This window comes from Neptunomonas sp. CHC150, from assembly GCF_030397555.1.
In the GTDB taxonomy this organism is placed as follows: Bacteria; Pseudomonadota; Gammaproteobacteria; order Pseudomonadales; family Balneatricaceae; genus Neptunomonas; species Neptunomonas phycophila.
In genome coordinates this window covers 140462-153895 of record NZ_JAPNXU010000008.1, presented here as the reverse complement: position 1 = coordinate 153895, position 13434 = coordinate 140462, and the positions used below count along the sequence as shown (strand labels likewise).

Sequence of the window (13434 nt, the reverse complement as noted above, 5' to 3'; positions counted from 1 at the left end):
TTAGTGCGCCTGCAAGTTTTTCAGAAATTCTATGGTGGCTGGAGAGGCTTGTGCTAACGGCCAAGTGGCATGGTGTACTGATCCATCCCAGCCTTCGACTGTGAGCCACAAATCGGCATCAAGTTGGGTATTTTCAGGGACAGGAATTCCTAACATCAGCCGGTATGGTGAGCCAAAACCAAGCGCACCAGCAGTGCGTAAGCTGCGGGGTTTGCCAATACGTAAGTACACGGCTTTAACCTCGGTGATACAGGCCTCGCATAAGGCGGCATTAAATACTTTCATGTAACCGGCGGGCCCATTCATGCGCGGTGGTGTTTCGAACTGTTCAGCTAAGGTGACTTCCCAAGGCCCGACAGATTGTGCGCCAATCACATGCGACCCTAAGCCGTTATCGCCACGAAAAACGGCCATTAACTCAATGTAAAAAGGGGTCAGAATCAACGGAATTAAGATGAGTAAACCGCTTAAATGGAAGCGCCAGCGAAACCATAGGCTTTGGTTACGCTGGCGTTTTTGTTCGGCTTTGGACAATCCTGAGGTTTGTTGTGCCGTTTTCATCAAGACGCCTCCCCTTTAGCCTGTAAAACTGGCTGATGAGAGCGCTGCCTTTTTTGTTGGGATCGTTCTCGCATGATTGCCTGGCTAGCTTTAAAGGTGCGCTTTGTCCAAATAGTCATGCCGCTAAAAACCATCATGGTAAGCAATAAGCCAAAGAAAAAATAAACGAGCTTTAGTGTTAAACCGACAAAATCACCCGTGTGCAGCGGTCGCATCGATTCCGTAACCAGTTCTAGCGAGGTATGGTCTGATAGGCGCTTAGCTTTTTCGATATTGCCGTTATAAGGGTTCACCGAGAAGCGCTCAATGATAAGTGGATAGCGTTGGCTGCGACCATCAACTACATAATGATTGTATGTATTGCCCGGCACTGACACGCGCTCAGCTGTGACATTGGGGTAGGCTTGAGTCACAACAGCAACGGCATCACTAGGGCTAATCATGGCGGGTTCGTCCCCTATGGAACTAGGTACATCCTCACGCGCAACATAAATAGGAGGGCCATCACTTGAAATAGAGATACTGTTATCAAACAGCGCGGCTTGAATCAGGAACCAAATACCGGTCACCGAAATAATTAAAATAAACGGTATAGACCAAATACCTGCTAAACGGTGAAAATCGCCCCAAAATACGCGAGACCCACGGTTAAAGCGCAAACGGGGGCTAAAAAAGCCTCGCCAAAAACGTTTATACACCACAAGTCCGGTAATCAATGAGAGCAGCATGGGAATGCCTAAAAAGCTGACGATGTACCAGCCAAAGCTATAGAAGGTGTATCCATTATCAAATGGCAGTAATAGCCAACCATGCACAGCCCGTATGAACTGACGAAAATCAAACCCTGAGGCGGTTCCTTGGATGGCGCCTGTGTAAGGATTGATATAAACGGTGGCGGTTGTGGAGTCCGGGTAGCTAACGACGGCACTGAGCGCAAACTGAGATTTAACCGGCCGCGTTATGCGTTCTATATAGACTTGCGGAGAAGCTTGATGCACAACATCAATTATTTCATCGTAATTTAAGATACGTGTTTTATCGGAAGGTTGATTCGCACGTACAGCCGGATCAATTAGCCATACGATTTCTTGGCTAACGGTTGCGATTGAGCCGGTTAAACAAACAAAAAAAACAAATAGCCAGATCGGCATCGCTAACCAACTGTGTACCAAAAACCACAATTTGGTGCGGCTCTTGGGTTTAATTTCATCATCATGGGACATTCGGCAAACCTATTCGTTTCGCGCTTTTGGCGTGTGTGATCATGGTTCTCTAGTGATTAAACGAATAGCTCGGCAAAAAGGTGAAATGAAAATAAAAAAATCTCTACACACCGTCTTAAAAGAGACGCTGTTAGATGTATGTTTTAAGTCATCTTTTGGGTCAGGTTTGTGTAAAATGCACGCATTCAGTGCAGGTAACGGCTTGGCTGAAAGCGGTGATGACAGAAGTCGTTGGCACCAAACAGTAAACGCTGTACCTAAAAACTTGACTATAAGGTCAGGAAATATGAAGGTTTAGTGCGTTTAGCAACAATAATGTACTCGCAAAAACAACGGGCTTTTTAGCCGCTGGCTAGGTTCTTGCTATATCTTTGCGCGGGTAGTGGCGTTTAACGTAGGCTTTTTTGGTATATGGCCTTCGTAAACTGCTGCATTATATTCAGCGCGGATTGGTTTAATGGAGTAAATCGGTTCTGCCTTGTAACGATTACACAGAGGATACGATACACCTATGTTGTCGATAGATGATAAGACAGAGCAACCGATGCGCTTATCCTTACGGGGGATTACCAAGCAATACCCGGGCTGCCTTGCCAATGATCAGATTGATCTAGAGATCCGTGCTGGAGAAATACATGCCCTATTAGGTGAGAACGGTGCGGGTAAAAGTACCTTAATGAAGGTTATTTATGGTGTCGTAAAGCCCGATGCTGGCGTGATGGTATGGGAAGGAAAACCGCTAGAAGTTAAAGATCCAGCTCATGCACGTCAGTTAGGCATCGGTATGGTTTTCCAGCATTTTTCCTTGTTCGAAACGTTAACCGTCACCGAGAATATCGCTTTAGCATTGGGCGACGAGGCTAAGGATATGAAAGCCTTGTCGGATAAAATCCGTCACGTGTCAGAACGCTATGGCATGGCGTTGAATCCAGACCGCCATATTCATTCACTATCCGTAGGTGAGCGTCAACGGGTTGAGATTGTTAGGTGCCTTGTACAAGACATAAAGTTGCTGATACTCGATGAGCCAACCTCCGTTTTAACACCCCAAGAAGTCAACACGCTATTTGTTACCCTGCGCCAATTGGCCAGTGAAGGTTGCAGCATTCTATTTATTAGTCACAAATTAAATGAAGTACAGGCCCTGTGTCATTCCGCGACTGTATTACGTGGTGGCCGTGTATCAGGAGACTGTATCCCCGCGCAAGAAGACCCTTCCAGTATGGCGCGTATGATGGTGGGTGATGAAACGCCGATCAGCACGGATTATACGAAGGTAACGGGCCAGTCAGTATATTTAGCGGTAGAAGGCTTAACATTGTTTAGCCCTGACCCTTTTGGCGTTGATTTAAAATCTATCGACTTGCAGGTACATGCGGGCGAAATAGTAGGCATTGCCGGTGTTGCTGGAAATGGCCAAGAAGAGTTATTAGCGGCGTTGAGCGGAGAGCAATCGGTTGAAAGCCCCGACACTATTCGGTTTGCGGATCAAGGTGTTGGTCAATTGCGCCCCGAGCAGCGCCGGTCGTTAGGCTTAGCCTTTGTGCCAGAAGAACGTCTAGGTCGTGGTGCTGTCCCTGATATGAGCTTGCGCGATAATGCGCTGCTTACCGGTTTCTTATCGGGGTTAGTTAAGCGCGGCATGGTGAACTACAAAAAAACAGAAGCCTATGCTCAAAAAATTATTAGCGATTACAAAGTAAAAACGCCAAGCAGTGAGACCCATGCGCGAAGCTTATCGGGTGGTAATCTGCAAAAGTTCATCATAGGACGAGAGATTCTGCAAAACCCGAAGTTACTGGTTGCCGCTCACCCTACGTGGGGTGTTGATATCGGCGCAGCAACCGCCATCCATCAAGCGCTTATCGAACTGCGCGATGCTGGAGCGGCTATTTTAGTCGTATCTGAAGATATAGATGAGCTGTTTTTGATATCGGATCGTCTATGTGCAATTTGTGATGGTGAACTATCCCCTATCAAACCGACAGCTGATACCTCCCTTGAAGAGGTCGGTCGCTGGATGGCTGGAATGTTCGCAACAGCCAAAGCTCACGACCTAGCTCACTAAGGAGAGATCATGTTTTTTCGACTAGAACCGCGGGGCGAGCAATCGACATCAATGGCTTACTTATCGCCTGTCTTGGCTGGCCTGCTCACGCTTATTACGGGCGCTATCTTTTTTGCCGTAGAGGGGCAAGACCCGCTTTTTGCTTTAAAGACACTACTCTATACACCCATCTCCGATGTCTATGGTTTATCCGAGTTATGCGTTAAGGCAGCACCTATTATGTTGTGCGCCATTGGCTTAGCTGTGGTGTACCGCGCTAATGTGTGGAATATCGGGGCTGAGGGGCAGCTGTTAATGGGCGGGCTGTTAGCCAGTGCCGTTGCTGTGAATGTGATTGATGTTGAGGGTATTTGGGTGCTGCCCGTCGTGCTACTAGCAGGCATGGTTGGCGGCGGAGCTTGGGCTTTTTTGGCGGCGTGGTTAAAAACTCGCTTTCATGCCAATGAGATACTGACCACGATTATGTTCAACTATATTGCGCTTAATTTTCTTATCTACAGCGTCCACGGCCCTTTAAAAGACCCCGATGGCTATAACTTCCCCGAGTCAGCGATGTTTGGTGATTCCGCACTGCTGCCTACCTTAGTTGAGGGCACGCGTGTACATGCGGGTATTCTTTTTGCGCTGCTAGCCGTTGTTGTTGTGTGGGTTTTGTTAAGTCGCAGCTTCCTTGGCTTCCAAATAAAAGTACTGGGCCTAGACGCCAGTGCCGCTCGCTTAGCGGGTTTTAAAGATAAAAAACTCGTATGGATTACCATGTTAATTAGTGGCGGGTTAGCCGGGTTAGCCGGCGCTAGTGAAGTGTCAGGGCCAATTGGCCAACTAGTACCTCAAATATCACCCGGTTACGGTTATGCCGCCATCATTGTTGCCTTCTTAGGTCGCTTGCATCCAGTGGGTATTTTATTGGCAAGCTTGTTGATGGCACTTATCTACATGGGGGGAGAAATGGCCCAAATTGAGTTAGGTATGCCGCTCGCCATTACTGGCTTATTTCAAGGAATGCTGCTGTTTTATCTGTTGGCGTGTGATGTGTTGATTACGTATCGCATTAAATTAAAGACCCAAAAGCCAACGGCGGCGCGAGGATAATCATGGATATCGATCTAATTACCAATATTTTATATGCCATGGTCCGCACTGGCACGCCATTATTAATCGTTGCCTTAGGCGAAATGGTTTGCGAAAAGAGCGGTGTACTTAACCTCGGCCAAGAAGGCATGATGTTGATGGGCGCGGTGGCTGGCTTTATTACCACTTTGCTAACCGGCAGTTTACTCTTTGGTTTTATTGTCGCGATGATGGCTGGCATCATTATGTCGCAACTATTTGCCATGATAGCGCTTGGCCTGAATGCTAACCAGGTAGCCACAGGTCTGGCCCTGACGATTTTCGGCACGGGTTTGTCAGCCTTTATTGGTGCAAGTTATGTAGGCAAACCCATCGATGGGTTAAATGCGATCGCTATCCCTGTTCTTAGTGATATACCAGTCATTGGCAAAATGCTCTTTGCGCAAGATCTGGTGGTTTATCTTTCCTTTGTGCTCTTCCTCGCGATTTGGTGGTTTTTCCGCTCGAGTCGCCCCGGTCTTGTCGTCAAAGCAGTGGGCGAAAACCCGCATGCAGCAAATGCCATTGGCTTACCTGTAATGCGCACGCGTTATCTTGCCGTTGCGTTTGGCGGAGCCATGGCGGGGCTGGCGGGCGGTTACTTATCGTTGGCTTACACGCCGTTATGGGCAGAGAACATGAGTGCAGGTCGTGGTTGGATTGCACTCGCACTGGTGGTGTTTGCGAGCTGGCGAGCAGAGCGGGTGCTGTTAGGGGCTTATCTCTTTGGCTTAGCCAGCATTCTTCATTTGGTGGCTCAAGGGCTTGGCTTTGCAGTGTCACCTAACCTAATGGCCATGTTGCCCTACGCGGCTACCGTGGTGGTATTGGTGATGTTGTCGCGTAACCAAGGCCGAAGCAAAATGTTTGCACCTATTTCACTTGGAAAGCCCTTCCATCCGGCGGGCTAACAGGATTGTAAAATAAACTGACAGTTTTAAGAGACACTTTTTATGACGCTCAGTACAGGCGCATTATGGATTAAAAATCCGCTCGCTATTTTCGCAAGCCAAGGCGAAGACGTGAGCGGCGGTATTGTTATTCACGACGGTAAAATTGTTGAGCTGGTGGCTGGCGGCCAGCAACCTACGACGGCGTATGATCAAACCTACGACGCAAGTCGTCATGTGGTTTTGCCCGGGTTGATCAATACGCATCACCACTTTTACCAAACGCTCACGCGTGCTTACCCTGACGCGTTGAATAAAGAGCTATTCCCGTGGCTTAAAACCTTGTATCCGTTGTGGGCTGGCTTAGAGCCAGAGATGCTAAAGGTAGCCACCACGTTAGCGATGGCTGAGTTGATGTTATCAGGCTGTACTTTAGCGGCTGATCATCACTACTTGTTTCCCAACGGTATGGAAGAGGCCATCGATGCGCAGGTGGAGGCCGTTAATGCACTAGGCATCCGCGCCATGCTCACACGAGGTTCTATGAGCTTAGGTGAAGACGACGGTGGTCTACCGCCGCAGTCGACTGTGCAAACGGAACAGCAGATTATTGATGATAGTGAGCGTCTCATTCAGCGCTATCATCAACGAGGTGAAGGCGCGACAGTACAAATCGCCTTAGCACCGTGCTCGCCCTTCTCTGTTACACCAGAGATCATGAAAGCTAGCGCATTGCTGGCGGAACGTAACGACGTTCGGTTGCATACGCATCTGGCTGAAACAATTGATGAAGAAACATTCTGCCTGCAACGTTTTGGAATGCGTACGGTAGACTACCTAGAAAGCGTCGGCTGGTTATCGAACCGAACCTGGCTCGCGCATGGTATACACTTCGATGATGATGAGATAAAGCGCCTAGGGGCCGCGGGAGTCGGTATCTGCCACTGCCCTACCTCCAACATGATGCTTGCCTCGGGGATTGCGCGCGTTAAAGAACTTGAAGCCGCAGGGGCACCCGTAGGGTTGGGTGTGGATGGCTCGGCCTCCAATGATGGATCGAATATGATCCAAGAAGTGCGTCAAGCATTGTATCTGCAACGTTTACGGTATGGATCGTCTAGCGTCACGCATTTCGACGCCTACCGTTGGGCAACAGAAGGCTCAGCGAAAGTGCTTGGACGAAATGATGTGGGCGTAATAGCCGTGGGTATGCAAGCTGACTTAGCACTTTTCACACTCGATGAAATGCGCTTTTCCGGTAGCCACGACCCCTTAGCCGCGCTGCTATTATGCGGAGCGCATAAAGCCGATCGCGTTATGGTGGCAGGTCAATGGACCGTTGTTAATGGTGAAATCCCGGGGCTAGATACACAGCAGCTGATTGCTGATCACTCCCAGATGGCTAAGCGGTTGGCAGAGAAGTTGTGGATTTAATGTGTGTGAGGATTTTAAAGCAGGGGTGGAGGCCCCTGCATAAATTAGTGGCTTTAAGAAAAGTTTGCTATTTTGGGGTCGTATATAACGTCTATGATGGTGCCGTCTTCAATTTTCTTGACGGCTTGGTCTATTGTCTCTAATGGCACAAGGAACCACTCTCTTGGCTTTACTGGGTTACCAAAGCGATCATTAATTTCTATATCAAGCCTTGCAGGCTCAAAAACACGGTGCAGAATTTTTTCTAGCTTTTGTCGATTGATGTTAAAAAGCTCATAGGATGCGACTATTTCGACATCTGCCATTAAATAAGTAGGATCCAACGACGCATTGCTAACACGCTTTTTAATAGATTCGCTTGTAACTCCAATTTTGTGAATCACATTCCGGTTTTGAGCTATTAATGGTAATTTGGATTTGCTTCTAAGCACATAGATCGTACCGCTTTCAGTATCATCTTCACTTGCTACAGCGTCAAACAATGGTCCCATGCTTATATCAGTTATACGCCTACCCGTATCATCTTCCCATAAGCGTTTTTGCAGTGACCGCATTAACTGATTACTCTCAACACCATTATCAAAGATCACTCTTAATCTGTACTCTTTACGCCCATCGGTTCCGATGAACTCGTCGCCAACTTCAGCAATGTAAGCCTTCTGCCCCGCAAGAATGAAAAAATTCCCTTCTTCAACACTACCGTCTTTATTGAACTTAAGGGTTTTTCGTTTCCCTGATTTGATATCGTCTTGAACTTCATCAAACAAAGGCTTAAATTTTTCAAAATCTTTACAAGGCGTTCTCTGACCAATTTCTTCGGCCTTGGCTCTTTCTTTTTCAGACTGAGATTTCACGTGTTTGAGGTAAGTAATATCCCCTTCTATTGGAGCATCAATACCAAGCTGAGCAAGCAGTTCTTCATCAGAGTTGTACTCAGCTGGTGGCTCAGCCACTTGCAAGCCACCAGCTACAAGACCTTGATGATCCATTGGTTCAACTAAAACACGGCATTCTTCCTGTTTTCTAATTTGATCTAAACGAGTGGCATACAAGCGTTCGAAGATGTCTTTGCTTTCGCCATGTTCAGGCGTGCGCCCATGCTCATCGACAAACCGTTGAACCTCTTCAAAGCCCGCGATTATGCGCTCTTCTTTTGGTGTTCTTGCAGATTTCTTTTCTTGTTTGACTTCAACACCGAGTTCGGCCAACAACTCTTGATTCGACTTACTTTTATTGGAGGGCTCAGCCATTGTTGTTTTCCTGCATTACTTTTCGTTGGAGGAAGGCGATACCTTCTGCCATTCGACGCTCCCATGGATCAGCAGCAGTGATATCAGGCAAGCGGCCTCGCTCACGCTTAAACTGAACGGCACGGGTTGCAAGCTCGCGCGCTTCTTCCTCGGTCAGTTTGATCTTTTTAGAATTTATAACGGCTTTTACTTGTTTTAAGCTATTTTCGTCCATGGCTTTTGCCAAGATAGCATAGGCTTCACTGAACGGGTTTATACGGTCGATCAAATCGATATCCAACTCCCGAACATCCATAGCAAACTTTCTGACACCATCAACAAAAGCAGTATTTGAGGAACCTTCGCCACCATCGGTTTGGTTAACAAGCTCTTTCGCTTGTTGCGTAAGGTTTAAGGCGGCTACAGCGTGCTGGCGTATAACCTCTTGATCTTCTGAATCGAGCTCTGGGTATTTATCTTTGACAATCTTGCCCATGCGGATCTGTGTTAGCTCTTCAGGTACAACCTCATCATCGAAAAGTCCACGTTCAATTGCCGTTTTATCCTGAACAAAAGCGGTAATTACCTCGTTTAAATCTTCTTGGCAGATACGCTTGGCATTATCGCTTTTGGGCTCGGCCAGTCCCTTTATCTCTATCTGAAATTGGCCTGTTTCTTCGTTGAACCCCACATTGTTAGTTTTAGGGTCATATCCATTCTCGCCATAATCAAAGCCTTCTTGTGGGCCGCTGCTGGGTGTTTTGGGCGTAAAATTGAACTTTGGCGTTAGCACTTGCTCCATCAGTAAACTTGCAGCAATGGCTTTAAGGGTGTCGTTCACCGCATCGGTTACGGTATCTTCCGAAGCATCGGGCTCCGCAATCAAATTCGTAAATCGAGACTGAGCCTTGCCTTCCGCATCGCGTGTTGCTCGGCCAATAATTTGAATGATCTCTGTAAGGCTTGAACGATAACCTACGGTGAGCGCATGTTCGCACCAGATCCAGTCAAAACCTTCTTTCGCCATGCCAAGGGCTATAATAACATCAACAAAATCACGGTCAGTTTTCGCTTCAGGTCGTTTTAGTGAAGCTGAAACCTTATCTCGCTTGGAGTCATCATCGACTAAGTCCGCCACTTTGAGTAATTTGCCTTCAGCTGTACGAATTAACTGAAAGCCCGTATCGTCATCTGTACCTTCCCAGTCACCCAGTGCCGAGAAGATTTTCTCTACTTCTGTATATTTGTCCTTCTGGCTTTCGCGGGAGTTGACATTGGGGATGTGGATTATGGTCTTTTCAGAAGGATCAAGTACCTCTCGAATTTCGTTGGTATAGTCACCACTTGAATAGAAGTAGTAACCTATATTCAAAGTCTTTAAGTGCTCATACCCATTGAGTTGCTCATAATAGGTATAGGTAACTGTTTCGAACTTTGATTCATCTTCAGGTGATAGCACGGCCTCGGCATCGCCTCTGAAATAGGAGCCTGTCATCGCAACAACATGCGCTTTGTCTCTCGCGATAAATTCACCTAAATGCATGCCCAGCTTGTTATCAGGATTCGAACTGACATGGTGGAACTCATCAACCGCTATTAAACAATCATCAAATGTGGGAACACCAAAGCGGTCTACGGCAAAACGGAAGGTAGCATGCGTGCAAACAAGCACCTGATCATCGCTATCAAGGAAAGCCTTTACTGAATTAACCTTGCCGCCATCTTCACCTGGCGCGTTGCAAAGATTCCATTTTGGTACAACGACCCAATCCCAGTAAAAACCATATTTTGTCAGTGGCTCATTGTTAAAGCTTGAGCCAATAGACTTCTCAGGCACAACAACAATGGCTTTTTTAACCCCCTGATTATTCAGCTTATCCAAAGCAATAAACATGAGAGCACGGCTTTTACCAGAAGCAGGTGGAGACTTAATTAAAAGATATTGTTCACCACGTTTTTCGTAAGCACGCTCTTGCATCACGCGCATACCCAGCTCATTCGATTTCTTAGAGCTGCCATTGCTGGCATACTTTACTGAAACAGAGGGGATAGATACCGAGGGTATAGATTGTTGCTCCGTCATGCTCAAGATACCTTTTTCTTAGAATTGGAAGTGGATTTGGTCATTTTTGTATAGAGGTCAAAAAGCTTTTCAAGTCGCTCAGTGTCATTCTTGAACTTACGACCAATGTATATGCGCTCTAATACCTCGTCATTACGCTCATGTGCCCTGCGTAAATCATCTGGCATAAGTTCTGGATCATAGAGATCGGCAATGGTGGCGGGAAAATGCGCCTCACGAGCGAGAAGGATATCTTCTGCACATTTGGTCAAATCTTCTTTGTTCTTTTCTGTTAACTTTGGAGCGGGAAACGTATTCCATCCAAGAACATTCGAATAACGATATCGTGTTTCTAGCTTTCCACAAATTGCAGCAACCCAAGCCAAATGCATTTTTGAAACCAGTAAAGATAACGTCCATGCATCTGGTTTATAGATAACTAGCGAAGGTGCCATCGCCACATCGCTCTCACTAAAAATATCACATGGATAATAATCTCGACTCTCTGATGAGAGTTGGGCGACAACTAGCTTCTTTACTTTCTTAAAGCGAGTTTCATCGAACTTATGGGGAGTATTCGCAAGCACTTGCGTGGATTTCTTTGAGCTAGAAGCTCTCATATCTCGAACCGCTTCTAGCCTTTTTTTGATAAATGGAACGCTCGCTGCTTTTTCAAGCTTATCGTCGGGAATTATTAATGCATATCTCATGACCCCTTTGATTAGCTCTTGCCCTCCAACTAGACGACCAACGATTTCAGTTGCCTCGGGACTGTCTGCGAGTAGACTTTGTTTTTCTCCGGCAGATAAAACTAAATTCCCCCCATCCGTCATTTTGTCGCCGGACAACATCTCGTTCAACTCTGAAAGCTGGGACGACCTAGATGAAATGAATATGTTTCTTGAATTAACCAAGTACGGGTTAATATTATTCACATGAGCAACAACTGTTTCACCATCTACTTCGCTGTATATTTTTTTTGATTTAATAGCCTCTGGTCTAGCTATACCTATTATTGCTACAGTTACCCCCGCGTTTTGACTTGCCAGATTTGCCCACTTAAAACTTGTGTGCGCAAAAGATATTTCGTGCTTCATGTCTAAGATTAAAGGCCACAATAATGGAACTTGTTGCCCCTGACACACCGAATTAGTACTTACAAAAGCAGTCGAAGTTGCAGTATGCAAACCGTACTCAGCAGCTTTAACAAACCATCCAGTCACATAATCTAAAGATTTCCATGACTTGATGTGTCCTTTAAAGACAGACTCTAAATCAGATTTTTGTTCAGCCTTCTGTTTCTTAGTGCCTATATATGGTGGGTTTCCACATATGTAGGTTTCTCCGCCTTCATTCTCAAAATCAATTTCAAACTGATCTAGCGGAGTACCAAAAAGATCGTCAGACCGAACCTTTACGCCTAGTCCAGTGGGAGGGCATATACTCAACCAATCCAATCGAAGCGAATTGCCACAAATTATCCAATTCATTGCATCCAAAGGCAGTAATTCCGCTAATGCTTCTTTCTGTCCACGATAAAGAACGTCACACTGGTATTCAGCAATAATCAATGCCAAACGAGCAATTTCAGCAGGAAAATCCCTAAGTTCAATACCCCTATAATTCGTTAGGGGAATATCTGATTTCCTACCGCTTTCACCTCTTCGTTGATTGATCTCTGCTTCAATTGCTCGCATTTCCTTATAGGAGATAACGAGAAAATTCCCTGAACCACACGCTGGATCAAAAACGCGGATTTTCGCCATGCGCTTGCGAAGATTGAGTAACTTCTGAGGGCTATCACCAGCCTCTTCAAGTTTCGCTCGAAGATCATCAAGAAATAGCGGGTTCAGAACTTTTAGAATATTTGGCACGGAGGTGTAATGAAGGCCAAGTGCGCCACGCTCTTCCTCATCTGTTACCGCTTGGATCATCGAACCAAAAATATCAGGATTGATTTTCGTCCAGTCCAAATTGCCGATATGAATGAGGTAAGATCGCGCAATCTTACTGAAACGCGGAACATCTGTATTACCCGAGAAGAGGCCACCATTCACGTAAGGGAAGGTATCAGCCCATCGCGGAAGGTTAGCGCTAGCTCTATCTTCAATAGCCGTATCCATTGCTCGGAATACTTCACTCATAATGTCGTGCGTATTTGAAGAGTCCCGCTCACTCATCTGTTCAATGGTCTTGGTAAACAAGCCCTCGCCATTGAAAATATCGGTATCTTCCGCGAAGAAGCAGAAAATCAAGCGCGCCATAAAGTGGTTCATATCATGGCGGCGTTCTTCTGTGCCCCATTCAGGATTATCTTTAAGCAGCTCGATATAAAGCCTGTTAAGACGCCCTGTTGCCTTGATATCAAATGAACTTTCGCGGATTTGCTTAACAGTCGTAATGCCAGCCAAAGGCAAGAAAAAGCCAAAGTGGTCAGGAAATTCGTTAAAGCGACAAACGACTGGCGGATCATCAGAGGTTAAATCTTCAGCCTCAAAGTCGATCCCGTCTGTGGCAACCACAAACTTTGCTTTGCCTTTGGCCGTTGCAGGACTTTCTTTCAAGCGAGTGAGCGTTTCAGATACCGATCCCTCACTACACGTAGCTATATGGATGTTATTCCGCTGTAAAACACCGCCGTCGATATCTGAGGAATTCGTATTACCGCTTTTCAGGCGTTTAATGGTGGCAGGTTTATTTCCGAACGCTTCTAAAAATGCGTAGGGAAAATTCTCCGCGTCAAAATCTTGCTCAGCTAACAGCGATATGGCTTCTTCTATTTCAACGGCGTTCAAGATGTTTTCCTTTGCTGCGTACGTCTATCTATTCATACATGGGTTACTATGCTGTGCACAGT

The 13434-nt window shown here is 46.3% G+C and carries 9 protein-coding genes; 4 read left to right on the top strand and 5 right to left on the bottom strand.

From position 1 onward, the window contains the following. Both OW491_RS09980 and OW491_RS09975 read right to left on the bottom strand, forming a co-directional pair. Entirely contained in the window at positions 1-561 is a 561-nt protein-coding gene (locus OW491_RS09980; RefSeq protein WP_290035830.1) for a hypothetical protein, read from the bottom strand. Continuing rightward, complete coding sequence (locus OW491_RS09975; protein WP_290035829.1) at positions 561-1784, bottom strand: PepSY-associated TM helix domain-containing protein; 1224 nt, start codon at positions 1782-1784, stop codon at positions 561-563. Before OW491_RS09975 ends, OW491_RS09980 begins: the two co-directional genes overlap by 1 nt. Positions 1785-2295: 511 nt before the next feature. Here OW491_RS09975 and OW491_RS09970 point away from each other — a divergent pair. Genes OW491_RS09970 through OW491_RS09955 form a run of 4 tightly spaced genes read left to right on the top strand, consistent with a single transcriptional unit; the run spans position 2296 to position 7286 of the window. Next, the gene (locus OW491_RS09970; RefSeq protein WP_290035827.1) at positions 2296-3852 is read left to right on the top strand and encodes an ABC transporter ATP-binding protein; all 1557 of its coding nucleotides are present in this window, start codon (positions 2296-2298) and stop codon (positions 3850-3852) included. Positions 3853-3861: 9 nt separating this feature from the next. Beyond that, positions 3862-4944: an ABC transporter permease gene (locus tag OW491_RS09965; protein ID WP_075173978.1), complete on the top strand. Its 1083-nt coding sequence runs from the start codon at positions 3862-3864 to the stop codon at positions 4942-4944. A 2-nt stretch (positions 4945-4946) separates the two neighbouring features. Further along, complete coding sequence (locus OW491_RS09960) at positions 4947-5873, top strand: ABC transporter permease (RefSeq protein WP_178969637.1); 927 nt, start codon at positions 4947-4949, stop codon at positions 5871-5873. Between the two features lie 42 nt (positions 5874-5915). After that, positions 5916-7286 (top strand): 8-oxoguanine deaminase, encoded by a 1371-nt coding sequence (locus OW491_RS09955; RefSeq protein ID WP_290035824.1) that lies wholly within the window; start codon positions 5916-5918, stop codon positions 7284-7286. A gap of 53 nt (positions 7287-7339) precedes the next feature. Here the strand turns inward: OW491_RS09955 and OW491_RS09950 are convergent, their stop codons facing one another. From OW491_RS09950 to OW491_RS09940, 3 genes are read right to left on the bottom strand one after another with little or no spacing between them, the layout of a single operon-like run. Further along, positions 7340-8536, bottom strand: a complete 1197-nt coding sequence (locus OW491_RS09950; protein ID WP_290035822.1) for a GIY-YIG nuclease family protein — start codon at positions 8534-8536, stop codon at positions 7340-7342. Next, positions 8529-10598, bottom strand: a complete 2070-nt coding sequence (locus tag OW491_RS09945) for a DEAD/DEAH box helicase (protein WP_290035821.1) — start codon at positions 10596-10598, stop codon at positions 8529-8531. Before OW491_RS09945 ends, OW491_RS09950 begins: the two co-directional genes overlap by 8 nt. 2 nt (positions 10599-10600) lie before the next feature. Then, positions 10601-13372 carry a DNA methyltransferase gene (locus OW491_RS09940; RefSeq protein ID WP_290035820.1) on the bottom strand — a complete coding sequence of 924 codons (2772 nt, stop codon included), beginning with the start codon at positions 13370-13372 and terminating at the stop codon, positions 10601-10603. Positions 13373-13434: the final 62 nt, after the last annotated feature.

Coding starts and splice junctions, on each gene's coding strand:
- OW491_RS09980 (WP_290035830.1), bottom strand. CDS start 561: ATGAAAACGGCACAACAAACCTCAGGATTGTCCAAAGCCGAACAAAAA.
- OW491_RS09965 (WP_075173978.1), top strand. CDS start 3,862: ATGTTTTTTCGACTAGAACCGCGGGGCGAGCAATCGACATCAATGGCT.
- OW491_RS09970 (WP_290035827.1), top strand. CDS start 2,296: ATGTTGTCGATAGATGATAAGACAGAGCAACCGATGCGCTTATCCTTA.
- OW491_RS09950 (WP_290035822.1), bottom strand. CDS start 8,536: ATGGCTGAGCCCTCCAATAAAAGTAAGTCGAATCAAGAGTTGTTGGCC.
- OW491_RS09945 (WP_290035821.1), bottom strand. CDS start 10,598: ATGACGGAGCAACAATCTATACCCTCGGTATCTATCCCCTCTGTTTCA.
- OW491_RS09960 (WP_178969637.1), top strand. CDS start 4,947: ATGGATATCGATCTAATTACCAATATTTTATATGCCATGGTCCGCACT.
- OW491_RS09975 (WP_290035829.1), bottom strand. CDS start 1,784: ATGTCCCATGATGATGAAATTAAACCCAAGAGCCGCACCAAATTGTGG.
- OW491_RS09955 (WP_290035824.1), top strand. CDS start 5,916: ATGACGCTCAGTACAGGCGCATTATGGATTAAAAATCCGCTCGCTATT.